Annotated in this window: 24 protein-coding genes; 10 read left to right on the top strand and 14 right to left on the bottom strand. The window is 60.5% G+C overall.

Annotated features, from left to right (window positions below; all coding sequences use genetic code 11):
- Positions 1–73: 73 nt before the first annotated feature.
- The 5 genes from PFU01S_RS00285 to zwf all read right to left on the bottom strand — a co-directional run bounded on the left by PFU01S_RS00285 (position 74) and on the right by zwf (position 5,946).
- Positions 74–481: an SMI1/KNR4 family protein gene (locus PFU01S_RS00285; protein WP_023532298.1), complete on the bottom strand. Its 408-nt coding sequence runs from the start codon at positions 479–481 to the stop codon at positions 74–76.
- 280 nt (positions 482–761) lie between these two features.
- Positions 762–1,616: a Tim44 domain-containing protein gene (locus PFU01S_RS00290; RefSeq protein ID WP_027913326.1), complete on the bottom strand. Its 855-nt coding sequence runs from the start codon at positions 1,614–1,616 to the stop codon at positions 762–764.
- A 166-nt stretch (positions 1,617–1,782) separates the two neighbouring features.
- Positions 1,783–3,969 carry a DNA helicase II gene (gene uvrD / locus PFU01S_RS00295; RefSeq protein ID WP_027913327.1) on the bottom strand — a complete coding sequence of 729 codons (2,187 nt, stop codon included), beginning with the start codon at positions 3,967–3,969 and terminating at the stop codon, positions 1,783–1,785.
- A 137-nt stretch (positions 3,970–4,106) separates the two neighbouring features.
- Positions 4,107–4,421: a hypothetical protein gene (locus PFU01S_RS00300; protein ID WP_027913328.1), complete on the bottom strand. Its 315-nt coding sequence runs from the start codon at positions 4,419–4,421 to the stop codon at positions 4,107–4,109.
- An 82-nt stretch (positions 4,422–4,503) separates the two neighbouring features.
- The gene (gene zwf / locus PFU01S_RS00305; protein WP_027913329.1) at positions 4,504–5,946 is read right to left on the bottom strand and encodes a glucose-6-phosphate dehydrogenase; all 1,443 of its coding nucleotides are present in this window, start codon (positions 5,944–5,946) and stop codon (positions 4,504–4,506) included.
- A 104-nt stretch (positions 5,947–6,050) separates the two neighbouring features.
- Between zwf and hexR the strand changes: the two genes are divergently transcribed.
- Positions 6,051–6,917: a transcriptional regulator HexR gene (gene hexR, locus PFU01S_RS00310; RefSeq protein WP_023532857.1), complete on the top strand. Its 867-nt coding sequence runs from the start codon at positions 6,051–6,053 to the stop codon at positions 6,915–6,917.
- Between the two features lie 122 nt (positions 6,918–7,039).
- Positions 7,040–7,258 carry a PA3496 family putative envelope integrity protein gene (locus PFU01S_RS21495; RefSeq protein ID WP_080992801.1) on the top strand — a complete coding sequence of 73 codons (219 nt, stop codon included), beginning with the start codon at positions 7,040–7,042 and terminating at the stop codon, positions 7,256–7,258.
- On the opposite strand, the gene PFU01S_RS00315 is transcribed toward PFU01S_RS21495, so the two are convergent.
- A complete protein-coding gene (locus PFU01S_RS00315; RefSeq protein ID WP_027913330.1) occupies positions 7,200–8,162 on the bottom strand; it encodes a LysR family transcriptional regulator in 963 nt (320 codons plus the stop codon). The two genes, PFU01S_RS21495 and PFU01S_RS00315, sit on opposite strands and share 59 nt — an antisense overlap.
- A 190-nt stretch (positions 8,163–8,352) precedes the next feature.
- Between PFU01S_RS00315 and PFU01S_RS00320 the strand changes: the two genes are divergently transcribed.
- On the top strand, positions 8,353–9,768 hold the full coding sequence (locus PFU01S_RS00320) for an acetyl-CoA carboxylase biotin carboxylase subunit (RefSeq protein WP_028686795.1): 1,416 nt from the start codon (positions 8,353–8,355) through the stop codon (positions 9,766–9,768).
- Positions 9,769–9,865: 97 nt separating this feature from the next.
- Complete coding sequence (gene oadA / locus PFU01S_RS00325) at positions 9,866–11,674, top strand: sodium-extruding oxaloacetate decarboxylase subunit alpha (protein WP_028686794.1); 1,809 nt, start codon at positions 9,866–9,868, stop codon at positions 11,672–11,674.
- A gap of 71 nt (positions 11,675–11,745) precedes the next feature.
- Here the strand turns inward: oadA and PFU01S_RS00330 are convergent, their stop codons facing one another.
- Positions 11,746–12,423, bottom strand: a complete 678-nt coding sequence (locus tag PFU01S_RS00330) for a GNAT family N-acetyltransferase (RefSeq protein WP_028686793.1) — start codon at positions 12,421–12,423, stop codon at positions 11,746–11,748.
- Between the two features lie 6 nt (positions 12,424–12,429).
- Complete coding sequence (locus PFU01S_RS00335) at positions 12,430–12,876, bottom strand: GNAT family N-acetyltransferase (RefSeq protein ID WP_028686792.1); 447 nt, start codon at positions 12,874–12,876, stop codon at positions 12,430–12,432.
- A 124-nt stretch (positions 12,877–13,000) separates the two neighbouring features.
- On the opposite strand from PFU01S_RS00335, the gene pdxR reads away from it, so the two are divergent.
- On the top strand, positions 13,001–14,530 hold the full coding sequence (gene pdxR, locus PFU01S_RS00340) for a MocR-like pyridoxine biosynthesis transcription factor PdxR (protein WP_028686791.1): 1,530 nt from the start codon (positions 13,001–13,003) through the stop codon (positions 14,528–14,530).
- Positions 14,531–14,579: 49 nt separating this feature from the next.
- On the opposite strand, the gene PFU01S_RS00345 is transcribed toward pdxR, so the two are convergent.
- The 4 genes from PFU01S_RS00345 to aspA all read right to left on the bottom strand — a co-directional run bounded on the left by PFU01S_RS00345 (position 14,580) and on the right by aspA (position 19,470).
- Positions 14,580–15,683, bottom strand: a complete 1,104-nt coding sequence (locus PFU01S_RS00345) for a polyamine ABC transporter substrate-binding protein (protein WP_028686790.1) — start codon at positions 15,681–15,683, stop codon at positions 14,580–14,582.
- Positions 15,683–16,726: a histone deacetylase family protein gene (locus tag PFU01S_RS00350; protein ID WP_027913337.1), complete on the bottom strand. Its 1,044-nt coding sequence runs from the start codon at positions 16,724–16,726 to the stop codon at positions 15,683–15,685. The genes PFU01S_RS00345 and PFU01S_RS00350 overlap by 1 nt, the downstream gene beginning before the upstream one ends.
- A gap of 149 nt (positions 16,727–16,875) precedes the next feature.
- A complete protein-coding gene (locus tag PFU01S_RS00355; RefSeq protein WP_028686789.1) occupies positions 16,876–17,868 on the bottom strand; it encodes an AraC family transcriptional regulator in 993 nt (330 codons plus the stop codon).
- Positions 17,869–18,045: 177 nt separating this feature from the next.
- Positions 18,046–19,470 (bottom strand): aspartate ammonia-lyase, encoded by a 1,425-nt coding sequence (aspA, locus tag PFU01S_RS00360; protein WP_023532531.1) that lies wholly within the window; start codon positions 19,468–19,470, stop codon positions 18,046–18,048.
- A gap of 182 nt (positions 19,471–19,652) precedes the next feature.
- On the opposite strand from aspA, the gene PFU01S_RS00365 reads away from it, so the two are divergent.
- The 5 genes from PFU01S_RS00365 to PFU01S_RS00385 all read left to right on the top strand — a co-directional run bounded on the left by PFU01S_RS00365 (position 19,653) and on the right by PFU01S_RS00385 (position 23,347).
- Positions 19,653–20,570 (top strand): LysR substrate-binding domain-containing protein, encoded by a 918-nt coding sequence (locus PFU01S_RS00365; RefSeq protein ID WP_027913339.1) that lies wholly within the window; start codon positions 19,653–19,655, stop codon positions 20,568–20,570.
- Positions 20,571–20,827: 257 nt separating this feature from the next.
- Positions 20,828–21,319 (top strand): 5-(carboxyamino)imidazole ribonucleotide mutase, encoded by a 492-nt coding sequence (gene purE / locus PFU01S_RS00370; protein ID WP_023532690.1) that lies wholly within the window; start codon positions 20,828–20,830, stop codon positions 21,317–21,319.
- A 10-nt stretch (positions 21,320–21,329) separates the two neighbouring features.
- Entirely contained in the window at positions 21,330–22,412 is a 1,083-nt protein-coding gene (locus PFU01S_RS00375; RefSeq protein WP_028686788.1) for a 5-(carboxyamino)imidazole ribonucleotide synthase, read from the top strand.
- 108 nt (positions 22,413–22,520) lie between these two features.
- Positions 22,521–22,766: a GlsB/YeaQ/YmgE family stress response membrane protein gene (locus PFU01S_RS00380; protein ID WP_023532347.1), complete on the top strand. Its 246-nt coding sequence runs from the start codon at positions 22,521–22,523 to the stop codon at positions 22,764–22,766.
- A gap of 47 nt (positions 22,767–22,813) precedes the next feature.
- Positions 22,814–23,347 (top strand): DUF3299 domain-containing protein, encoded by a 534-nt coding sequence (locus PFU01S_RS00385; protein WP_027913341.1) that lies wholly within the window; start codon positions 22,814–22,816, stop codon positions 23,345–23,347.
- Positions 23,348–23,362: 15 nt separating this feature from the next.
- On the opposite strand, the gene PFU01S_RS00390 is transcribed toward PFU01S_RS00385, so the two are convergent.
- Both PFU01S_RS00390 and PFU01S_RS00395 read right to left on the bottom strand, forming a co-directional pair.
- Positions 23,363–24,268 (bottom strand): D-hexose-6-phosphate mutarotase, encoded by a 906-nt coding sequence (locus PFU01S_RS00390; RefSeq protein WP_028686787.1) that lies wholly within the window; start codon positions 24,266–24,268, stop codon positions 23,363–23,365.
- A gap of 70 nt (positions 24,269–24,338) precedes the next feature.
- The gene (locus tag PFU01S_RS00395; RefSeq protein WP_003253317.1) at positions 24,339–24,737 is read right to left on the bottom strand and encodes an acyl-CoA thioesterase; all 399 of its coding nucleotides are present in this window, start codon (positions 24,735–24,737) and stop codon (positions 24,339–24,341) included.
- Positions 24,738–25,018: the final 281 nt, after the last annotated feature.

Consider the following 25,018-nt stretch of genomic DNA (forward strand, 5'->3'; position numbering starts at 1 on the left):
CAGTGGCGTCTGCTGCAGACGGGCCGTAATCACGGCCCGCAAGGTCCTTCGACCGAGGTGGGGGTGAGGCTGATCAGCTCTCTAGCCACACGTCCCGTGCCCAATGCCAAACCGATTCCCAGCTGTCCTCACCGACGAGTTCCTCATCGGCATCCCACAGCACCACGGTGCCATCTTCCTCGACGCAATAGTAATTGTCGCCATCCTGGCACAGCGGAATCAGTTCCCGAGGCACCCCGGCGTCCCAGGCATTTGCAGCAACGTCCGGGAGGTAGGTGTGTGACTGAGGGTCAGTCACCGTGACAGGTTCCAGCGAGCCATAGACCACATCGCTGACGTTCAGCAGGAACTCCTTGAACACGAACGGAATGTTGATGAACAGCTGCTCTTCGATTTCAACCAACTGATCCTCGTCTGGAAGCTCAAGGGGGACCGGTACTGGCTCGTTGGCTTCACGGAGTTGTTCAATCACTTCTTCCACGATTCACTTCCTCTGACCTAGATGACAACGCTGCGGGTTATACCCTAGTAGTGCGCTATGGCAAAAGCAAAAACCCCGGTAGGCCCGGAATGCTGTTCACTTGAAATGGTTGGGGCCGCTTTACGGCCCATCGCGGCACAAGGCCGCTCCTACATTGACCGCGTGGCACCCGAATTGACGGCATCACGAGACCTTACAGGAGCGGCCTTTTGCCGCGATGGGCTGCAGAGCAGCCCCAAAAGTAATAGCTTACGGATACGCCCGTGGTTTTTGGACCGGATTAACCGTTTTGACGGATACCCGCGACCAGCCAAGGCTGGTTCTCGCCCTTGGCACGTACCATGTGCCAGCTTTCGCTGAACTGTTCACCTTGGTCGAAGCGCGAGTTCTTCGATACGCCGCGGAAGGTGAGAGTAGCGTCAGTACGGTCGTCACGCTCATCGACGCCGTCCAGCTGTACATCGAGGTTGTCGATGTAGGTGGACTGGAAGCCATCACCCAGCTCGGCACGCTCGCGCTTGAGGAACTCAAGCATCTGCGGGGTCACGAACTCGGCGATCTTGTCCATTTCATTGGCGTCCCAGTGCTGCTGCAGCGACTGGAAGTGATTGCGGGCAGCTGCCAGGAAGCTTTGTTCATTGAACCAGGCTGGCGCGTTGATGACAGGCGATGGCGCTGCCGCCGGCGCAGTCGAACCGCCGAAAATGTTTGGCTGTGCAGGCTGACCCTGTGCTTCACGCTGCATGGGGGCATTGCCAGGCATGGCCATGTGTGGCTGCTGCTGACGTCGCCGTGCGGCGATGAAGCGGAACACCAGGAAGGCGATGAGCGCGATGATCAGGAAGTCCATGATCTGGAAGCCTTCGAAGCCGTCACCCATGAACATGGATGCCAGCAGACCACCGGCGGCCAAGCCCGCCAGAGGGCCCAACCAGCGCGAAGCACCGCTGGCGGCGGCCGGTGCGCGGCCAGGAGCGGTCGGCGCGGCGGCAGGCGTGTTCGGCGTAGCTTGACGGGTCTGGTGAATGGGCGCGGAGCCAGCGCTCTTGCCGCCGCCGAATCGCTTGGCGTTGGCGTCCAGGCTCAGCGTCAGGCCGACGCAGAGCGCCAGTGCGATGCTAAGAAAACGTTGCATAAATGGGATATCCCCTGTTGTGGATTGCACGCGCGTCATGGTGCACATGTTCCAAGGCATATGACCAGCGACATAATGTTTCGAGCTTTTGCTTGGTATGACCTATTTGAGCAAGCAACGGCGCAGGCGTTCAAACCTGGGTGCGCCCCTGGGCCGATGCTTGCCTTCAGATGGCTTCAAGCTTGGCGTAGCCCATCATCAACCACTTGCTGCCTTCGGCAAAATTGACCTGTACACGTGCCTGGGCCCCGGAGCCTTCGAAATTCAGGATGACCCCTTCACCGAAAACGGAATGCTGTACACGCTGGCCAAGGCTGAATGCGGTTTCGGGAATATCCGCATTGGCAAACAGGTGGCTGTTGAGGGCGGTCTTCGGGGTGCCGAACGGGCGGCTGACGCTGTTCGACAGACGTACCTCCTGCACCAGACCAGCAGGAATCTCGCGTACGAAGCGAGATACCTTGTTGTAGGTTTCACTACCGTACAGCCGTCTTGTCTCGGCATAGGTCATGACCAGCTGATGCATGGCGCGGGTGATGCCCACGTAGGCCAGGCGACGTTCTTCTTCAAGACGACCTGGCTCCTCCAGGCTCATCTTGTGCGGGAACAGGCCTTCCTCCATGCCCACCAGGAACACGTAGGGGAACTCCAGGCCTTTGGCACTGTGCAAGGTCATCAGCTGCACACTGTCCTCGTGCTCGTCAGCCTGCGTATCGCCGGCTTCTAGCGAAGCGTGACCCAGGAAGGCGGACAGTGGGGAGAGGTCGGCGTCTTCTTCGGTCGATTCGAAGTTGCGCGCTGCGCTAACCAGTTCCTCAAGGTTTTCCACCCGTGCCTGACCCTTTTCACCTTTTTCTTCCTGGTGATAGATGATCAGCCCGGATTGTTCGAGGGTGGTTTGCGTCATGGTATGCAGCGGCATGTCTTCGACTTTGGCTGCAAGCCCGTCGATCAGCTCGATGAATGCACCCAGGGCGCTGGCAGCCCGGCCCTTGAGCGCCTTTGCTGCGATCAGCTGGCACATCGCCTGCCACATCGATACCTGGCTGTGACGTGCATGCTCGCGAATGGCCTCGACGGTTTTCTCGCCAATACCGCGTGGCGGCACGTTGATCACGCGCTCCAGCGCGGCATCGTTACCGCGGCCTTCAATCAGTCGCAGGTAGGCCATGGCATTCTTGATCTCTGCCCGCTCGAAGAAGCGCTGGCCACCATAGATGCGGTACGGAATCCGCTCGCGCAGCAAGGCTTCCTCAAGCACCCGCGACTGGGCGTTCGAGCGATACAGAATAGCCATTTCGTCACGCGCGTTGCCTTGCTTGATCAGGCTTTCAATGGTCTCGACCACATAACGCGCTTCGTCATGTTCGTTGTAGGCGGCGTACAGCGTAATGGGTTCACCCTCACCCATGTCGGTCCACAATTCCTTGCCTAAACGCCCGCTGTTATTGGCGATCAGGGCGTTGGCAGCCTTGAGGATGCCACCGGTGGAGCGGTAGTTCTGCTCCAGGCGGATCGTCTCGGCATCTGGGAAGTCGGCCGTGTACTGGTGGATGTTCTCGATCTTCGCCCCGCGCCAGCCGTAGATCGACTGATCGTCATCACCCACCGCCATCAGGCTGTCACCACCGCGGGCCAGCAGACGTAGCCAGGCGTACTGCACGGCGTTGGTGTCCTGGAACTCATCGACCAGTACGTGACGGAAGCGGCGCTGGTAGTGGGCCAACAGGCCTGGGTGATCGCGCCACAAATCCAGGGCGCGCAGCAGCAATTCGGAAAAATCGATGACACCCGCGCGCTCGCAGGCCTGCTCATAGGCGGTATAGACGTCGCGCATGGTGGTCAAGAACAGGTCGCCGCCTGGCTGAATGTGCTGCGGGCGCAGGCCTTCGTCTTTCTGGCCGTTGATGAACCATTGAGCCTGGCGTGCCGGCCACTTCTGTTCGTCCAGCCCCAACTCGCGCATCACCCGTTTGACCAGGCGCTGCTGATCGTCGCTGTCCAGAATCTGGAAGTTCTGCACAAGCCCCGCTTCCTGCCAGTGAGCACGCAAGAGCCGATGCGCCAGACCGTGGAATGTTCCCACCCACATTCCTGCAGGGTTGATGCCCAACAGTTGCTCGATCCGGTGGCGCATTTCCGCAGCAGCCTTGTTGGTGAAGGTCACCGACAGGATCGAATGCGGCGATGCCTGCTCCACCTGGATAAGCCAGGCGATGCGGTGCACCAGCACACGTGTTTTACCGGAACCGGCGCCAGCAAGCACCAGTTGACGCCCGACCGTGGCCGCTACAGCCTGGCGTTGGGCGTCATTGAGGGAATTCAGCAGGAGGGAGAGGTCATCTGTGCTCATCTCGACATTCTAGGGGGAGGCCGAGCCAGGGGCAAACACCTACTGTATAAATGTTCACCTTCATCCCCTGCCGTTCATCGCGACCATCGCGCCCGGCTCAAGCCAAGGCTCGATCCTGGGCGTACGGGCCGCCTACATCAGTTGGGCGCTTGAATGTCCTCGATGGCGATCCGCAGGTTGTCACTTCCGTGAATGATTTCCAGCGTCTTGAAACCGCTCGCGCCCTCATGGACGTACTCAACGGTCTTTTCGGTCATCACTGACATGGCGATGACACCGGTGTCTACCAGCTTGAGTTCCAGGACCTCCCAGCCACCTCGGTGGCGTCTGACCGGTTCGACCAGCACTGGTTCGTACGCCGGGCTGGGAACGGTGACGACGCCGTGAACCCTGAAGGACGTTTGGCCGCCAGCGGTTTGGTTGTAAGCAACGAAGTTCTTGAGTGTGCTCATGGGAGCCTCCTTGATGATAAGTAGCGCAAACGCGCATCGCTACTGTCGCTGCTTTCAAGGAAACCTTCGATTGGGCAACGCTTCATGCATGCCAGTGTCTGCCGTGTCGGGCCAGTAGGCTATTGGCCTGCTCCGGGCCACTGCTCCCGGCAGGATACGAGCGCGGGGCCTGGAAATGCTCCTCCCAGCCTTCGATGATGGGGTCAATCCACGCCCAGGCAGCTTCTACTTCATCCCGGCGCATGAACAAGGTCGAATCGCCTTCGAGTACGTCCAGCAGCAAGCGTTCGTAGGCCTCCCAGCGGCGCGTCTGGCTGAAAACCTGGGCCAGGTTCAAGTCCAGATCGACCGGCTCCAGGCGCATGCCCTTGCCTGGGGTCTTGGTCATCATCCGCAGGCTGATCCGCTCGTCTGGCTGCAACTGGATCAGTAGCTGGTTCACCTGACCCCCTTCGAACAGTTCGTGCGGAACGGGTTTGAACTGGAGCACAATTTGCGAAGAACGCCTTGCCATGCGTTTACCTGTACGCAAATAGAACGGCACCCCGGCCCAGCGCCAGTTGTCGATGTGTGCTTCTATGGCGACAAAGGTCTCGGTGTCGCTGTCATTGTCGACGTCTTTTTCGAAGTAGTACGCGCATACCTCCTGACCGCCGATGTGCCCGGCACCGTACTGACCTCGAACGGTTTTCTCCTGAACGTCTTGCCCAGTAATCGGCTGAAGCGCCCGCAGTATTTTCACCTTCTCGTCACGCACTGCCTCCGCCTCGAACTGGGCCGGCGGTTCCATGGCTACCAGGCAGAGCAGCTGGAGCAGATGGTTTTGCAACATGTCGCGCATTGCGCCTGCACGATCGTAGTAGCCGCCACGGTTTTCTACGCCCAGCGTCTCGCCGACACTTATCTGGACGTGATCGACCTGGCCGTTGCGCCAGACGGGTTCGAGCAGTGCGTTGGCGAACCGCAGCGCCATGAGGTTCTGTACGGTTTCCTTGCCCAGGTAATGGTCGATACGAAAAACCTGTCGCTCTTCAAATACCGCTCCGATCGCTTCGTTGATGGCAGTGGCCGACGACAAGGACTGACCGATCGGCTTTTCCAGCACGATACGTGCTTCGCTGTCGGCGAGACCGGCGATGTGCAGATGACTTGCAATGGGAGCGAACAACGAAGGCGCGGTGGCAAGGTAGAAGATCCGCATCAGGCCCCCTGGCTCACCCAGGTAGCGCGCCAGCCGAACGAAATCAGCACTCTGTGTCGCATCCATCGCGAAATAGTCGACCCGTGCACAAAACCGACGCCAGATTTCTTCGTCAAAGTCGCGGCGAGCGATTTGTGCCCGACAATGTCGCTCTGCAAGTTTGAGGTAGTCATCGCGCAGCAGGTGGCGTCTGGCCAGGGCGATTATCCGCACGGCTGGGTCCAGACGGCTTTCGCGAAACAGGTGGTAGAGCGCTGGCAGCAACTTGTGCAGGGCCAGGTCACCCGTGCCACCGAAGACCAGAATGTCGCAAGGAATAGTCAAACCACCACGCTCCACGTTCGTTTAACTGGGCGGGTTGCCGTCCATGTAGTATAACTACAAGAAAGCTACAACCCGGCCAGTCGATCATAACCCGAGTCCAGCCCGTGAATCTGTTGCAACATATCGCCCAATCGCGCCACCTGCTGCGCAAATCGGAACTGAAAGTGGCCGATCATGTGCTGCTGGACCCAGCCGCCGTCATGCACAGCTCGATGGCAGACCTGGCCCACAGTGTCGGCATCAGTGAACCGACCATTGTGCGTTTTTGCAGGGCCATCGGGTGCTCGGGTTTCCAGGACCTGAAGTTGAAACTGGCGCAGAGCCTGGCCGCCGGGGCCAGTTTTGGTCAGTTCGCTATTCATGAGGACGACTCCGTCGCCGATTACAGCCTGAAGATATTCGACACGACCTTGCATACCCTGATGGAGGTACGCGAGCACCTTGACCCACAGGCGCTGCAGCAGGCCGTCAGCGCCATGGCACAGGCGCAGCGTGTGGAGTTCTATGGTTTCGGCGCATCCGGGGCCGTGGCAGCAGATGCCCAGCACAAGTTCTTCCGTTTGCTGCTCAGCGCGGCGGCGTACTCCGACCCGCACATGCAGGCCATGTCTGCGGTGACGCTCAAGCCTGGCGATGTGGCGGTGTGCATTTCGCAATCAGGCCGTTCGAAGGACTTGCTGATCACGGCCAACCTGGTCCGCGAAAGCGGCGCCAATCTGATCACGCTGTGCCCCAGCCAGACCCCGTTGGCCGAACTGTCCACGGTCAACCTGGCCATTGACGTTCACGAAGACACCGAGATCTATACGCCCCTGACCTCGCGCATTGCCCACCTGGTGGTCATCGATGTGCTGGCCATGGGCGTTGCCATGGCGCGCGGGCCAAGCCTAGTCAACCACCTCAAGAGCGTGAAGCGCAGCCTGCGTAGCCTGCGACTCTCGCCCAAGTCGATCAAGGCTCATGACGACTGAGGCCTGCTTCGGTTCTTCGAGTAGAAGCCATCATCGGTCACGACGCTGTCATCATCGCGCCTCCAAACGGTAAAACCGCTGGGTCAGTCTGAGCCTTCCGCATCCTTTCTGGGAATCAGGCAATGGCTCGTGACCACGACGGTATCTACCAACCTAACGCCAAGGCTCGCAAGCAGCAGGAAAAGGACCAGCGACGCATGGCGTATCGCCGCGCCATCGAAAGCTACTGTGACCAACGGCAGCTCCTGCGTGATGTCGCCGATTACCCTGACTTCGAAGGGCTCACTGCCTGGCAGACAGCGGCACCGACTGACCTGAAAATCGCTCGACCAATGCGCTGATCAGTGACCGCTCGCTGCGTATGAACGCCTGAAAGGCGAGTGCGACCGGCGATTGCCGCTTGGCCTTGGATTGAACGACGCACCAGCTGCGGTACAGCGGTAATTCTTCGACGGGCAGTTCGATTAGGTTTCTCGTGGCCAGCTCCATGTTCACGGCATGGCGGGTCAACAACGCGATGCCCAGCCCGGCGATCACGCATTCACGCTGGGCATCGGCCGAGGCCACTTCGAGGGTTTGCGTGAAGTGCACGCGCTTTTCCTTGAAATATTCCTCACAGGCCTTGCGTGTGCCTGAGCCTTGTTCGCGTACCAGCAGCGTGTGGGGCTCGAGGTCCTGCAGGCGCAGCTGCGGCAGCCTGCACAGGGCATGCTCGGGCGGTGCGACGGCGATGATCGGGTTGTTCAGGAACGGCAGGAAGTCCAGCCCCATGTCCTGCGGCACCATGGACATGATGATCAGGTCATCACGGTTATCGGACAGCCGCCTGATGGCCTGTGCCCGGTTGACCACGGTCAAGGTCAAGTTGACCTCCGGATGGCGCTGCTTGAATGCCGCGAACAGATGCGGCACGAAGTACTTGGCGCTGGACTCGATCGCCAGCTTCAACTGCCCTTGCAAAGACCCCTGCATGTCCGACAACTGCATATCCAGGCTTTCCAGACGCCCGAAGATGTCGTGACTGGCGCGTTGCAGCGCTTCGGCGGCTTCCGTGAGGTACAACTTCTTGCCCACGTATTCGAACAACGGCTGGCCAATCAGCTCTTCGAGTTGGCGGATCTGTAGACTAACGGCGGGTTGCGTGAGTGCCATCTCTTCGGCCGCGCGGCTATAGGAGCGAAGGTCACACACCTCATTGAAGATCTGCAACTGGCGCAATGTCATACGCATCAAGGACTTACGCATTTTATTCGTCTCGTCGGCAATACCTTGTAACTTCACTATAAGCTTTTGCTAATACTGCCCCTAACAAATATTGATTTTTGTTTATCGACCTACAGCGCTAGGGTGAATCTGCGACTGGCCAAACAACAACGGGTCACGCGCCGACCGGTAGAACCGTGTCGACTGTTCATACGGCTTTGGGAAGAATCCAGTGATAAAAAAAATCCTGATCGCCAACCGAGGTGAAATTGCAGTTCGGATCGTGCGCGCTTGCGCCGAAATGGGCATCCGCTCGGTAGCGATCTTTTCCGACGCCGACCGGCATGCGCTGCATGTAAAGCGTGCAGACGAGGCTTACAGCATTGGCGCAGAGCCACTGGCCGGTTATTTGAACCCGCGCAAGCTGGTGAACCTGGCCGTGGAAACGGGCTGCGATGCCCTGCACCCTGGCTATGGTTTTCTCTCGGAAAACGCGGAGTTGGCCGAGATCTGCGCCGAGCGCGGGATCAAGTTCATCGGGCCCGCTGCCGACGTCATTCGCCGCATGGGCGACAAGACCGAAGCGCGCCGCACCATGATCGCCGCAGGCGTTCCGGTCACCCCTGGCACAGAGGGTAACGTCGCCGACATTCACGAGGCGCTCAGTGAAGGCGACCGCATTGGTTATCCGGTCATGCTCAAGGCGACGTCGGGCGGTGGCGGCCGTGGTATCCGCCGCTGCAACAGCCGTGAAGAATTGAAGCAGAACTTCCCGCGTGTGATCTCCGAGGCCACCAAGGCATTCGGTTCGGCAGAAGTGTTCCTGGAAAAGTGCATCGTCAACCCCAAGCACATCGAGGCGCAGATTCTCGGCGACAGCTTCGGCAATGTCGTGCACTTGTTCGAGCGCGACTGCTCCATCCAGCGGCGTAACCAGAAGCTCATCGAAATTGCTCCGAGCCCTCAACTCACGCCCGAGCAACGCGCGTACATCGGCGACCTGGCAGTGCGTGCAGCCAAGGCGGTGGACTACGAGAATGCCGGTACCGTGGAGTTTCTGCTGGCCGATGGCGAAGTGTACTTCATGGAAATGAACACACGCGTGCAGGTCGAGCACACCATCACCGAGGAAATCACCGGTATCGATATCGTGCGTGAGCAGATCCGCATCGCATCGGGCCTGCCCCTGTCGGTGAAGCAGGAAGATATCCAGCACCGTGGTTATGCCCTGCAGTTTCGGATCAATGCCGAAGACCCGAAGAACAACTTCCTGCCCAGCTTTGGCAAGATCACCCGTTATTACGCGCCGGGTGGCCCAGGTGTACGTACCGATACCGCCATTTACACCGGCTACACCATTCCACCGTTCTACGACTCGATGTGCCTGAAGCTGGTGGTGTGGGCATTGACGTGGGAAGAGGCCATGGATCGCGGCCTGCGGGCCTTGGATGACATGCGCGTTCAGGGGGTCAAGACCACCGCGGCGTACTACCAGGAAATCCTGCGTAATCCGGAATTTCGTAGCGGTCAGTTCAACACCAGCTTCGTTGAGACCCACCCGGAACTGACCAACTATTCGATCAAGCGCAAACCCGAAGAGCTGGCCCTGGCCATCGCTGCCGCCATCGCCGCCCACGCAGGCATTTGAATACAGCTGCACGCTGCGAACCCAGATTGCCAGCCGGCGCCAACGCGTCTGTGCAGGCCGACTGAGGCGCGAAGCTTGCCGCGACGAGGAGATAACAATGTCCAAGAAGATTCACGTAACCGATACGATCCTGCGCGACGCCCACCAGTCCCTGTTGGCCACCCGCATGCGCACCGAAGACATGCTGCCGATCTGCGAGAAACTCGACAAGGTCGGTTATTGGTCACTGGAAGTCTGGGGTGGCGCCACCTTCGATGCTTGTGTGCGTTTCTTGAAGGAAGACCCGTGGGAGCGCCTGCGCAAGCTGCGTGCAGCACTGCCCAACACGCGCCTGCAAATGCTGCTGCGCGGCCAGAACCTGCTGGGTTACCGTCACTACAGCGACGATGTGGTCAGGGCATTCGTCGCCAAGGCCGCCGTCAATGGCATCGATGTATTCCGCATCTTCGACGCCATGAACGATGTGCGTAACCTGCGTGTGACCATCGAGGCGGTCAAAGCCTCGGGCAAGCACGCCCAGGGGACCATCGCCTACACCACCAGCCCGGTGCACACCATCGAGGCGTTCGTGAATCAGGCCAGGCAGATGGAGGCCATGGGTTGCGACTCGATCGCCATCAAGGACATGGCCGGCCTGCTCACCCCGTTTGCCACCGGCGAGTTGGTCAAGGCACTGAAAGCCGAGCAGTCGCTGCCGGTCTTCATTCACTCGCACGACACCGCGGGCCTGGCTGCCATGTGTCAGCTCAAGGCTGTGGAAAACGGCGCTGATCATATCGATACCGCCATTTCCAGCTTCGCCTGGGGCACCAGCCATCCGGGTACCGAGTCCATGGTGGCGGCGCTCAAAGGCAGCGAGTTCGATACCGGGCTGGACCTGGAGCTGCTGCAGGAGATCGGCCTGTATTTCTATGCCGTACGCAAGAAATATCACCAGTTCGAAAGCGAGTTCACTGCCGTGGATACCCGCGTGCAGGTCAACCAGGTCCCAGGCGGCATGATTTCCAACCTGGCCAACCAGCTCAAGGAGCAGGGCGCGCTGAACCGCATGAACGAAGTGCTGGCGGAAATCCCGCGTGTGCGTGAAGACCTGGGCTTTCCACCGCTGGTTACCCCCACTTCGCAGATCGTCGGCACCCAGGCATTCTTCAACGTACTGGCCGGTGAGCGCTACAAGACCATCACCAACGAGGTGAAGCTGTACCTGCAAGGCGGTTACGGCAAGGCGCCGGGGGTGGTCAACGAGCAACTGCGTCGGCAAGCGATCGGCAGCGAAGAGGTGATCGATGTACGCCCGGCCGATCTGCTCAAACCGGAGATGACCAAGCTGCGTGCCGACATCGGGGCCCTGGCGCGCTGTGAAGAGGACGTGCTGACGTTCGCCATGTTCCCGGACATTGGCCGCAAGTTCCTGGAAGAGCGCGAGGCCGGCACCCTGGCCCCCGAAGCGCTGCTGCCTATCCCTGAAGCCGGCGCCGTTTCCGCCCCGGGCGGAGAAGGCGTACCGACCGAATTCGTGATCGATGTGCACGGTGAAACCTACCGCGTGGACATCACCGGTGTAGGCGTCAAGGCAGAGGGCAAGCGTCACTTCTACCTGTCGATCGACGGCATGCCGGAAGAGGTGGTGTTCGAGCCGCTCAACGAGTTCGTCAGCGGCGGTAGCAGCAAGCGCAAGCAGGCCAGCGCCCCGGGCCATGTCAGCACCACCATGCCTGGCAACATCGTCGATGTGCTGGTCAAGGAAGGCGATACGGTCAAAGCCGGGCAGGCTGTGCTCATCACCGAGGCGATGAAAATGGAAACCGAAGTGCAGGCGGCTATCGCGGGCAAGGTCGTGGCCATCCACGTGGCCAAGGGCGATCGCGTGACGCCGGGCGAAATCCTGATCGAGATCGAGGGCTGAACCTGATCCCTTGACCATGGGTTAACCTCGGGGGAGCGCAATGCTCCCCTTTTTTATCAGGGTACGTTGCTTCAAGGGCTTGCCAGGCGGCATGCCTCGAGCGTTCGCAACTGACCTGCCGGGCTTTGGTTCTCAGCGCTCAACCAGCGCTCGAAAGCGGCGGCCACCTGCGGCCACTCGTCATCGGTAATCGAATACCAGGCGGTATCCCGGTTGTGATCCTTTACCACCAGATGCTTTCGGAACACGCCTTCGAAAACGAAGCCCAATCGCTCAGCTGCGCGTCTGGAGCGAGCATTGGCGTTGTTGCACTTCCATTCGAGGCGTCGGTTACCGAGCGCAAAGGCAAGTCTTGCCAGCAGATACACCGCCTCGGTGCTCTTGGGTGTTCGCTGCATCGCGGCTCCGAAGGCAACGTGACCAATCTCGATGCGACCATGATCGGGCACGATCGACATCAAGCTGAGCAGCCCCTGCGCCTGGCCCGAGGTGCGATCGATGACGGTGAAGAACAGTGGGTCTGTACCCGCAGCGTTGGCTTGCAGCCAACGGTCGAACCCAGCGCGCTCGGCAAATGGGCCATAAGGCAGGTAGTCCCACAGCGCTGGATCGGCAGCCGCACCTTGCAGCACCTCCCATAGATCGTCGCCATGCCGTGCAGGCTCGAGTTTCTCCAGGCGAATGAAATGCCCATCGATAGGCTGCGCCGTGGGCGCGCTGGCCGGCTTCCAGTTCAATGTATCGCTCATGCTGGCCTAAACCCCTTTACGGAATTGAATGAACCCTGAGCGCTCGGCTACCCGCTCATACAGGTCGATGGCAGTGGAGTTGGTTTCATGGGTTAACCAGTGCACCTTGGTGCAGCCGTCCGCGCTCGCCGCCTGATAGACGTGCTGAATCAGTTGGCGGCCAATACCCAAGCCACGCTGCTCGCCAGCCACGTATAGGTCTTGCAGGTAGCAGGCATTCTCGATGCTCCAGTTGGAACGATGGTAGATGAAGTTGACCATGCCCACCGCTTTCTCATCCAGCCAGGCGAGCGCCGAGTGCGTGGGCTCGCGAGTATCGAGCAGACGCCCCCAGGTCGTGAGACTGACCGTCTCGGACAGTTCTGTCTTGTAGAACTGCAAGTAGGCCTGCCACAGGGCAAGCCAACTGGCGTGGTCGTTGGCAGTTACCGGGCGTACGGTAATGTTCGTCATGGTCTATCCCTTGGCGGCTGGCACGTGTGCGCAGCCTGTTCGATTGCAGGTATAAGGGTGATGCTATGCACAAGATTGGCTCTCGGTAAGAGCCATTTACTTCGCTTTTGATAGAGCCAATGCCGTGAGCGAGTTGCATCACGATCTTTCCTTCGACCCTGCCGGGATCACGCTAGACCGCCGTCTGGGGCTCAGCCAGCAGTTGTATCAAGCCCTACGGGAACGAATGCTCGATGGTCGCCTGGGCAGCGGTACTCGGCTGCCTGCAACCCGGGAAATAGCCAGGATGTTGGGCATTTCGCGCAACAGCGTTGTCCAGGCCTACGAGCAGCTTCACGCGGAGGGTTTCATCGAGTCGCGGGTCGGTGATGGGACCTATGTAGGAACATCGAGCAAACTGTCCACACATCTATCCACAGGCTTATACCCTGGGTTATCAACAAGGTTATCCACAAACTCTTCGTTTGACACTGAGGATTTATCCAGTTACAGCCGTGCTGATACCGCCTTGCAACTGCTCGAAAAACATCATCTGGCACCCCCCAGAGGTGGCAAGCCACGAGCGTTTCGCGTCGGCCTGCCCGCGTTCGACCTATTTCCTTTCGACGTCTGGGCCAAGCTGCAAGCGGCTTTCTGGCGTAATCCGTCTCCAGCCAGGTTGAGCTATGGGGACCCGGCGGGTGAACCCGCCTTGCGTGAGCTGATCGCTACTTACATGCGCCGTTCGCGAGGGCTGAATTGTACAGCTGCACAAATTGTGATCACCCATGGCGCACAGGACGCCATCAGTCTTTGTTCACAGTTGCTGCTAGGCGCTGGCGATACCGTGGCTGTGGAAAACCCGGGCTATCGCGCCGCAGGCCATGCCTTTGCTTTGAGCGGAGCTGAGGTAAGGGGTATCGCCGTTGATGCACAGGGAATGGATTGCACCGAGCTCGAACGGCTGGAAAAATGTCGGCTGGCCTACGTGACTCCGGCTCACCAGTACCCGACAGGTGTCACCATGAGCCTGGCCCGACGCCTACAGCTGCTGGCCTGGGCCCGCCGTACCCAGGGCTGGATCATCGAAGACGATTACGACGGCGAGTACCGTTACAGCGGTGCGCCCCTGGCGCCCTTGGCTGCGCTGGACCAACATGGACGGGTCCTGTACGTCGGTACCTTCGGCAAGATCGCTTTCCCAGCCCTGCGCCTTGGTTATCTTGTGTTGCCGCCCGCATTGGCCAAACCCTTCAGCCAGGGCAGGGCGCTGGCCTCCCGGCATTCGGAAATCAGCAGTCAATGCGTGATGGCGGAGTTCATGGCGCGTGGGCATTTTCAGCGGCATATAAGGCGCATGCGCAAGGCCGCCCTTGCACGGCGCGACGCGATACTGGCCGGGTGGCCTACCGGTATCCAAGGCATGGGCGCCATGCCGGATATCGCAGCTGGCCTGCATGTCACACTGGCTGTGGATAACGTCAGCCGGGAAAGGGCGTTAGTGGCCCAGGCCGAAGCAGTTGGCGTGGAAGTGACGCCCTTGAGCCATTTTTGGCTGGATGACAGCACGTGCCCTGTGGATAAACGGGCAGGGCTGGTAGTGGGCTTTGCGGCAGTGCCTGAAAGGGAAATCGCCGAGGCCTTGCTGAAGCAACGCAAGGCCTGGCGGTCTTGAACGGCGCACCGTGAAGAGCGGCTGGGGCCACGACCCCAGCCGCAGGTGGTCATGATCCGGACTTGATGCGTGTCCATGCCCGTGTGCGTGCGCGCTCTGCATCGCGAGCCAGTGGCTTTAGCGTATACAGCTTGGTCATTGCATCGGCGGTTGGATACAAGTTGGGGTTGTTGCGAATCGCTGGGCTCACCTTGTCCGTAGCGTCTTTATTCGGGTTCGGATAGCCCACGAAGTCACTGATCGGCGCAATCACTTCAGGCCGGAGCAGGTAATTGATAAAGGCGTGAGCGTCCTGCGGATTGGCAGCATTTTTTGGAATTGCCAGCATGTCGAACCAGATCGGCGCCCCTTCCTTGGGCAGGCGCATGTCCACCACGACACCGTTGTTGGCCTCGCGGGCACGGTTGGCAGCCTGCGAGAAACTGCCGCTGTAGCCCACAGCGACGCAGATGTCACCGTTGGCCATGTCTGCCATGTACTTGGAGGAGTGGAAGTAGGTGACGGATGGGCGAATTTTCAGCAACAGGGCTTCGGCTTTCTTGTAGTCCTGCGGGTTTTCGCTGTTGGGCGGCAGGCCCAGGTATTGAAGGGCCAGCGGCATGATCTCGGAGGGTGAGTCGAGCAGGGCCACGCCACATTGCTTGAGCTTGGCGATGTTCTCTTCCTTGAAGATCAGGTCCCAACTGTCCACAGGTGCGTTTTCCCCCAGCGCAGCCTTGACCTTGGCCGGGTTGAAGCCGATCAGTATGGTGCCGTACATGTACGGCACGGCAAAGCGGTTACCGGGGTCGTTGGCTTCGATCAACTTCATCAGGGCCGGGTCCAGGTGCTGCCAGTTCGGCAGTTTGCTGCGATCGAGCGGCTGGAATACGCCGGCCTCGATCTGCTTGGCCAGAAACACGTTGGACGGCACCACCACATCGTAACCAGAGTTGCCGGTCAGCAACTTGGCTTCCAGCGCTTCATTGGTGTCGAAGATGTCATACACCAGCTTCACACCGCTGTCCTTCTGGAAGTCGGTCAGCGTCTGCGGGGTGATGTAGTCGAACCAGTTGTACACGCGCAGCGTGCGCTGTTCGGCCTGGGCGGGCAGGGTGCCTGCGCACAGTACCGCAGCGACGAGAGGGGCGAGTAGCTGTTTGATCGTGGCCATTATCGAGCTCCGGGTTGTGCGCGCTGGAAGCCTTCGAGCACGTTGACGGCGTTGATGCCGATTTCTTCCACGGCATAGCCACCTTCCATCACGAACAGGGTGGGCTTGCCGAGCTGCGCGATGCGCTTGCCCATCTCCAGGTAATCAGGGCTGTCGAGCTTGAACTGGGAGATCGGATCATCCTTGAACGTGTCCACCCCCAGCGACACCACCACTACCTCAGGCTCATACGCGGCGATGCGTTCGCAAGCGTCTTCCAGGGCTGCGCGCCAGGTCGACCAGTCACTGCCCGCCGGTAGCGGATAATTCACATTGCAGCCCTCGCCGGCACCCGCCCCGGTTTCGTCGGCATAGCCCAGGAAGAAGGGGAATTCGTCCTGAGGATCACCATGGATGGAGGCGAAGAAAACATCGGCGCGGCTGTAGAAAATGTCTTGGGTACCATTGCCGTGGTGGTAGTCCACGTCGAGGATGGCAACCTTTGCCCGTCCTTGGTCGATGAAGGCCTGGGCAGCGATGGCTGCATTGTTCAGGTAGCAGTAGCCCCCCATGACGTCGCCTGCCGCGTGGTGCCCCGGTGGACGACACAATGCGAACGCGGCGTGGGCACCCTGCTCGATGGCCGCTTGCGCCGTGAGCGCGACCTGGGCTGCGCTGTAGGCGGCCTGCCAGGTGCCTGCCGTGATCGGAGCACCTGCATCGAAGCTGTAGTAACCAAGCTCGCCGTGCAACCCTGTAGGCTTGACCGCCCGCAGCGTGCGAGCAGGCCAGGTATAGGGGAGCAGATCGCCCTCCTGGCCCATGGCCGCCCAGCGCGCCCAGGCGCCTTCGAAGAAGTCGAGATAATCGGCGCTGTGCACGCGCAGCAATGGCGTACGGCCAAAATCATCAGGGCCTTTGACCTCACCCAGCTCGCGTTTGCGGACTTGGGCCAGGACATGGTCGGCACGCGAAGGCATCTCGAAGCAAGGCATGAGCTTGCCATCGATCAGCTCGCAGCGGCCATGGTGCAGGCGGTGATCATCGGAATAGATCGTCAGCATTGTTGTTCTCCGGTGGGTACTGGCGTGCCTTCATTGTCACGAACGGGGCCGCTCAGCGAGAACATCTGAACCGGCCAAAAGGGGATAGATATGGCCAACGTCGAACACCTTCATCGTGTGAGGCAGCTACCCTAGGCCTACCAGCAGGCTTACCCGCGAAACCGAGTCGGCGCCACGCCACTCCAGCGCACAAAGGCGTGACGGAAACTGGCCGTCTCGCTGTACCCAAGCGTTTCGGCAATGCGGTGGATCGGCATGTGCCCGTCGGCGAGCAGTTCCTTGGCCCGTTCGAACTTCAACTCATCGAGCAATTGCTGATAGCTGCTGCCCAGCGCCTGCAGGTGACGGCGAAGTGTACGGGACGAGCAATTCATCTGCCGTGCCAGGCCCTCCAGGCCCGGCGCCGCTTCCAGTTGGTTGACAAGCAGTTGGCGAACGCGCCCCAACCATGCCTGCCGGCCGGTGAATTCTAGGTTCAGGCGTCGGCATCGCTCCTTCATGGCCTTGTGGGTGATCGGGTCGGCCAGAGGCAGTGGCGCGTTCAGCCAGTGCCGCTCGAAGGCGAAGGCGTTGTCAGGCGAGGCGAAGGTGATTGGGCACTGAAACAGGCGCCTGTAGCGCGCGTGGTAACCCGGGCGCAGGTGCTCAAAGCGCGCCCCAAGCAGCGGCAGATCATGGCCTAGCAAGTCGTCGCAGATGACCTTCAACGACACCAGGCAGAATTCGGCGTTGAAAGCGCTCAGCGCAGGACTATCCCGGTAATCGCTGGCGCTGAGCCAGACACGGTGGCCGTCGTCGAGCAGGCGCAAGGTGAAAACTGTTCCCAGCAGTGCCGGATACTGCAATGCCAGGCCCAGGGCGTCACCCAAAGTGGCACTGGACAGCAGCGCGTACCCCAGCATGCCGTAGGCAGACACGCGCATGCGCTGGCCCAACTCCAGGCCAATGTCCTCCCGGCGGGCCACGGCGTTGGCACAGACCTGCAGTTCCTGCTGGGTCGTGATGCGTGCATCGGCATGGCCAAGGTCCGCTGGGCCTATGCCGCTGCCGGCTAGCAGCTCCGAGGCCTCGCAGCCTTGGGCCTGAAAGACGTTGAGGATCAGCGAAACCGCGTTGAGGGTAGTCAGGTGGCTGTGCAGCATGCGGAGTGGTCCCGTGGGTCTGGGACGCATTATCGAGCAAGTTGTATGCCGAGTGTCGTCGATGGCTGCCAATCGGCACCGGGCGGGCAAAAAAAAGCCCGAAGCATACGCCCGGGCTTAGGAAAGGTTGAGAGGTGTCTAGTCCCTCGACCTGGTGAGACGGTTACAGCGTTCTGGTCAGGCCTTCAGCGGAACCAGACGCGGGGCGATCATGTTTTCCGGACGCAGGATGTCGTCGAGCATCGCGTCGTCCAGCAGCTTCTCTTCACGCACCAGTTCAAGCACACCGCGGCCGGTTTCCAGGGCAACGCGAGCGATACGGGTGGCGTTTTCGTAGCCGATGTAAGGGTTCAGGGCGGTGACCAGGCCGATCGAGTGCTCGACCAGTTCACGGCAGCGCTGTTCGTTGGCGGTGATGCCGACGATGCAATGCTCGCGCAGCATGTCCATGGCGCGTTGCAGCAGGCGAATCGAGTCGAAGATCTTGTAGGCGATCAACGGCTCCATCACGTTCAGCTGAAGCTGGCCGCCTTCGGCCGCGACGGTCAGGGCCAGGTCGTTGCCCATGATGGCAAAGGCCACTTGGTTTACGGCTTCCGGGATCACCGGGTTCACCTTGCCTGGCATGATCGAGCTGCCGGGCTGACGAGCCGGCAGGTTGATCTCGTTGATGCCGGTACGTGGGCCGCTGGACAGCAGGCGCAGGTCGTTGCAGATCTTCGACAACTTGACCGCGGTGCGTTTGAGCATGCCGGAGAACAGTACGAAGGCGCCCATGTCGGAGGTGGCTTCGATGAGGTCCGCAGCCGGTACCAGCGGCTGGCCACTGATGGTTGCCAGACGCTGTACAGCCAGGGCCTGGTAGCCCGGGTCGGCGTTGATGCCGGTACCAATCGCGGTGCCACCCAGGTTGATCTCGGTGAGCAGCTCAGGTGCCAGCGAGCGCAGACGCTGCAGGTCTTCGGTCATGGTGGTGGCGAAGGCGCGGAATTCCTGGCCCAGGGTCATCGGCACGGCATCCTGCAGCTGGGTGCGACCCATCTTCAGTACGTGGTCGAATTCCTTGCCTTTGGCGGCGAAGGCCTGGATCAGGCTCTCAAGGCTGGCCAGCAGGGCGTCGTGACCCAGCAGCAAGCCCAGGCGAATAGCAGTGGGGTAGGCGTCGTTGGTCGACTGCGCCATGTTCACATCGTTGTTGGGGTGCAGGTACTGGTACTCACCTTTCTGGTGACCCATGGCCTCCAACGCGACGTTGGCGATGACTTCGTTGGCGTTCATGTTGGTGGAGGTACCGGCACCCCCTTGGATCATGTCGACCACGAACTGCTCGTGGTAGTCGCCCTTGATCAGACGGGCGCAGGCTGCACTGATGGCAGCGTGCTTGGCATCGCTCAGGTGGCCCAGCTCACGGTTGGCGTCGGCAGCGGCCTGCTTGACCATGGCCAGGGCCACGACCAGCTTGGGGTAGTGCGACAGAGGAACGCCAGAGAGGTGGAAGTTGTTGGCAGCGCGCAGGGTCTGGATGCCGTAGTAGGCATCGGCAGGAACTTCAAGGGTGCCCAACAGATCTTTTTCGACGCGGAACGATGCAGCAGCGGACATGATAAATATCATCTCGAGTTTGACCCGGCACATGCCGGAATGGCGCCAATCCTAGGCCCTAAGGTGTTTTTGCGGCCAATGCTGTTGCACGCTAACCTATGCACAAACGGCATAGTGATAGATGTGACGCCGATTGATTTTCGAGCGTGTTCCATTTTGGTGCACGGCAGGGGAGCGGCCCGATGAACCTAGAAAGCAAATGGCTGGAGGACTTCAGTGCCCTGGCCTCGACCCGCAGTTTTTCCCAGGCGGCGGAGCGGCGCTTCGTAACGCAGCCGGCCTTCAGCCGGCGGATTCGTAGCCTGGAGGCGGCCCTGGGCCTTACCCTGGTCAACCGATCCCGCACCCCCATCGAGCTGACAGAGGCGGGCCAGCTGTTTTTGGTAACGGCCCGCACGGTTGTCGACCAGCTGAGCGAAATTCTTCGCCATTTGCATCATCTTGAAGGTGGTCAGGGCGAAGTGATTCAAGTGGCAGCCGCGCACTCGCTCGCATCGGGCTTCTTCCCACGCTGGGTGGCCCAACTGCGCAACGATGGGCTGAACATCGCCACCCGGCTTGTTGCCACCAACGTCGGCGATGCAGTGCATGCCTTGAGGGAAGGCGGCTGCGACCTGATGCTAGCGTTCTACGACCCTGACGCAGCCTTGCAGATGGATGCCGAAATCTTTCCCTCGCTGCACATGGGCACCACCGAAATGCTGCCCGTTTGTGCCGTGGATGCAGAAGGCAAACCGTTGTTTACCCTGGAGGGTGAAACCAGCGTGCCATTATTGGCCTACAGCGCCGGGGCCTTCCTGGGTCGTTCGGTGAACCTGCTGCTGCGCCAGCGCAATCTGCGTTACACCACCGTCTATGAAACCGCCATGGCTGACAGCCTCAAGAGCATGGCCCTGGAGGGGATGGGGGTGGCATGGGTACCGCGCCTGTCCATGCGCGGCGAACTGGAGCGTGGAGAACTTGCGATCTGTGGTGGCAGCCAGTGGCACGTGCCGCTGGAAATTCGCCTGTACCGCTGCGCCTTGGTCCGCAAGGCCAACGTCCGTTTGCTGTGGCGCAAACTGGAGTCGACCGGCGTTCAGGGCGAGGCATCAATTTGAAGTGTATTTCAGATAATCCGCGATTCTTGTCGCTGTAGCCATAGCCGTTCGAGCGGGAAAACTTGTCCCGCGAGACAGCTTGCCCTTTGATCCGGCATGTGCTTATGGGGGTGGGCGCTCCCTCCATGAATACGCTACAATCCTGCGCCTTCGGCCGACCCGGTCGATTCATAATCCGTATGACGAGCCACGCCGGTCCACCTGCGTGGCTTGTTGCTTTTAGCGCGCCAGAAGGCGCTTGCAGGAGAGGCTCGACGATGAGTGCACTGGTTGGCGTGATCATGGGCTCCAAGTCCGATTGGTCCACCCTTAGCCACACCGCCGATATGCTGGAAAAACTCGGCATTCCTTACGAGGTGAAGGTGGTTTCCGCCCACCGTACGCCGGATCTGCTGTTCCAGTACGCCGAAGAGGCTGATGGCCGGGGCATCGAGGTGATCATCGCCGGTGCCGGTGGTGCAGCCCACTTGCCTGGCATGTGCGCGGCCAAGACCCACCTGCCGGTGCTGGGCGTGCCAGTGCAGTCGTCGATGCTTTCGGGCGTTGATTCGTTGCTGTCGATCGTGCAGATGCCTGCCGGCGTGCCGGTTGCCACCCTGGCTATCGGCCGCGCGGGCGCAATCAATGCCGCGCTGTTGTCGGCCAGCATCCTTGGCGCCAAGCACCCTCAGTACCACGCGGCGTTGAAGCAGTTCCGCACGGAACAGACCGACACCGTGCTGGACAATCCAGATCCGCGTCAGGCTTGAGGTTCAACCCATGAAAATCGGTGTAATCGGTGGCGGCCAGTTGGGCCGCATGCTAGCACTGGCGGGTACTCCGCTGGGCATGAACTTCGCCTTCCTCGACCCGGCGCCCGATGCCTGTGCCGCCTCTCTGGGCGAGCACCTGCTCGCGGGCTATGGCGACCAGGAACACCTGCGTCAGCTGGCCGATCAGGTTGACCTGGTTACCTTCGAGTTCGAGAGCGTTCCGGCCGAGACCGTGGCGTTTCTTTCGCAGTTCGTGCCGGTGTACCCAAGTGCCGAGGCCCTGCGCATCGCCCGTGACCGCTTGTTCGAGAAAAGCATGTTCCGTGACCTGGGGATCCCCACCCCCGCGTTCGCCGACATCCTGTCCCAGGCAGACCTGGACGCCGCAGTGGCGAGCATCGGCCTGCCAGCGGTGCTCAAGACCCGCACCCTGGGCTATGACGGCAAGGGCCAGAAAGTCCTGCGCACCGCGCAAGACGTGGTCGGCACCTTTGCCGAACTGGGCAGCGTGCCGTGCCTGCTCGAAGGCTTCGTACCCTTTACCGGTGAAGTATCGCTGGTCGCGGTCCGGGCCCGCGATGGTGAAACGCGGTTCTATCCGCTGGTGCACAACACGCACGACAGCGGCATCCTGCACCTGTCGGTCGCCAGTCAGGCGCATCCGTTGCAAGCGCTGGCTGAAGACTACGTCGGTCGCGTGTTGCAACAACTCGATTATGTCGGGGTCATGGCGTTCGAATTCTTCGAGGTCGACGGTGGGCTCAAGGCCAATGAAATTGCACCGCGCGTGCACAACTCCGGGCACTGGACCATCGAAGGCGCCGAGTGCAGCCAGTTCGAAAACCACGTGCGTGCCATCGCCGGTTTGCCATTGGGTTCGACTGCCAAGGTCGGAGAGAGCGCCATGCTCAACTTCATCGGTGAAGTCCCCCCAGTGGAGCAGGTCGTGGCCATCGACGACTGCCACCTGCACCACTATGGCAAGGCGTTCAAGGCCGGACGCAAGGTTGGCCATGCCACATTGCGGTGCCAGGACATGGCCACACTCGAGCACAAGATTGCGCAAGTCCAGGCGCTGATCGGCAACTGATCGAGCGCCAATTCGAACTTCTGCATCCGGCTGGCCCTCTGAAGTGGCAACAAGCCAAAGCGCTGCCTAGGCTTTGGCTTGTTCCATCTTTACTGCAAGGGGATTGCCATGGGTATCATCGGAACCATCTTCATCGGCCTCATCGTCGGCCTGCTGGCTCGTTTCATCAAACCGGGCGACGACAGCATGGGCTGGATCATGACCATCCTGCTCGGTATCGCGGGCTCGCTGTTGGCCACCTATGGCGGTCAGGCGCTTGGTATCTACCAGGCAGGTCAGGCAGCCGGCTTCTTTGGCGCACTGGTAGGCGCCATCCTTCTTCTGGTGATCTACGGATTCATCAAGAAACGCTGAATACTGGTTAGAATGCCGGCAATTCATCCCGAGTTGCCGAGCATTCCATGCGTGCCTTCTTCATTGCCCTCCTGTTGTCGGCCAGCTCCCTGGCCCATGCCGAATTGCCCGAGACCGACTGGCTGGAACTGATGCCCAAGTCGGACCAGAAGGCGCTCGAGCAGATGCCCGAAATCGACCATAACTCTCCCGAAGCCATGGGCACCTTCACCGCCAAAGGTGGCTTGAAGCAGGGCAAGGGGCTGCCTGCGGTCATGTACTCGACGAAAACCGTGCCCGCCCTGAACGGTAAGAGCATTCGCCTGGGTGGCTACCCCGTGCCGCTTGAAAGCGATGCCAAGGGCCACAGCACCTTGTTCTTCCTGGTGCCATACCCAGGTGCATGCATCCACGTCCCGCCACCGCCACCCAACCAGCTGGTGTTGGTGCGCTATCCAAAAGGGCTGAAGATCGATGACATCTACACGCCGCTGTGGGTCAGCGGCACGCTGAAGGTGGAAAAGGTCAGCAACGACCTGGCCGACGCGGCCTATGCCTTGGACGCCGCGAAGGTGAGGGTAGTGGTGGACGCCGATCTTTGAGGCGTGTCCGAGTGGCTAGTCGCGCGGGGTCACTTCACAATCGATCCTGACCCCCAGCGAACTGCTGGCCCCGGGCTGCAACTGCACCACGTCGTCCCAGACGTTCGCCGTCTCGATGCACAGCATGCGTTGCCAGCCGTCATCGGCCATGTCCGGCAATTCCTTGGCCCGTGCGGTCCAGGGGTTCCAGATCACCGCCGAGCGGGATCCACTGCTGGTCAGGATGATCCGCCTGCCCCAGGCCGGGTCGAGGATGCTCAGCGTTGGCGGCGTATCCAGATAGATCCGGTCCGTCTCGCCGGTAAACGCCAGCGCACCCTGCTGCAGGCGCTGTTGCCAGTCGGCCAGGGTTTCGATGTAAGCCAACCCCTCGACACCGTCGACCTTGGCCTGGCGCACATCACTGACGGCAAAATAATTGTGCAGGGCCTGGCTGATAGTGACCGGGCTATCGCCAAGGTTGCGGCTGGTCAGTTGCAGCGTCAACGCCTCGTCCAGCACGACCACCAGCTTCAGCGCCACGGTGTGCGGCCACCCGGGCAATCCACCTTGCGCTTCGGCCATTTCGAACTCGATCCGCAGGGTTTCGCCCACTTCCTCCAGGCTCAGCAATTGCCAGTCACGCGTGCGGACAAGGCCGTGGGCTGGCGCTTGTTCCGCGTGGTACATGGACTGGACGGTTTCAGGGTTGCGCTGCAGGTCGCCAAACCATGGCCAGCACACAGGCGCCCCTGCCCGAACCGACTTCCCCTGGCGGAAAATGGCCTTGTCGCTCAACCACAGCAACGGTGGCTCGCCTGTGCGCTGGTAGCTGAGGACCTGTGCACCCTGGCGGGCGATCAGTAGTTCGGCGAAGCTGCTGCGGATACGCCAGCAGTGAAGCTCGCCATGTTGCTCGGTCGTTACCTGGAAGGTGGCCATTGCGTCATCTCATTGGTTGCCAGTGGGCCTTGGACCCGGGCGCAGGCAATGAGTTTACCGCTGGCAGGCCTCAGCGACGAGGGACGGAACGGGTGCGGCCGCTGCCATCGATTGCGACGAAGACGAAGACGGCTTCGGTCACCTTGCGCCATTCGCTGGACAGTGGATCGTCGCTCCATACCTCGACCATCATCTGGATGGAGCTGCGCCCGATCTCCAGCGTCTGGGTATAGAAGGACAACTGTGCGCCCACGGCCACCGGTACCAGAAACGCCATGCGATCTATCGCCACGGTAGCGACGCGGCCACCGGCAACACGGCTGGCCATGGCGGTACCTGCCAGGTCCATCTGGGCGACCAGCCAGCCGCCGAAGATATCGCCAAAGCCGTTTGTTTCGCGTGGCAGTGCGGTGATCTGCAAAGCAAGGTCACCCTGCGGAATTGGATCTTCTTGTTCGAGCTCAATCATGCGGTGGGGCCTCTGACCCGTGACGCTTTTCCTGGATGCGGCGCTTAGGCCGGTAAACGATTCAGCTGACAACATACTACGCCGATTCGTATGACGAGACGGCCGTGGGAAATGCTTCGAAACCGTCTGAGTATAGTGACCGGAGTTTTCGCACAATATCCCACGCTAGCAGGACACATTTCGTACGAAACGCCAGTATATAGAGCATCTACGCAAGCGACGACCATGCGTTCTTGCAGGTCGGTATGGATTGCGTGTCGCTTTCAGCCGCGTTCGGCAAT

This window comes from Pseudomonas fulva NBRC 16637 = DSM 17717 (assembly GCF_000730565.1).
GTDB classification, from domain to species: domain Bacteria; phylum Pseudomonadota; class Gammaproteobacteria; order Pseudomonadales; family Pseudomonadaceae; genus Aquipseudomonas; species Aquipseudomonas fulva.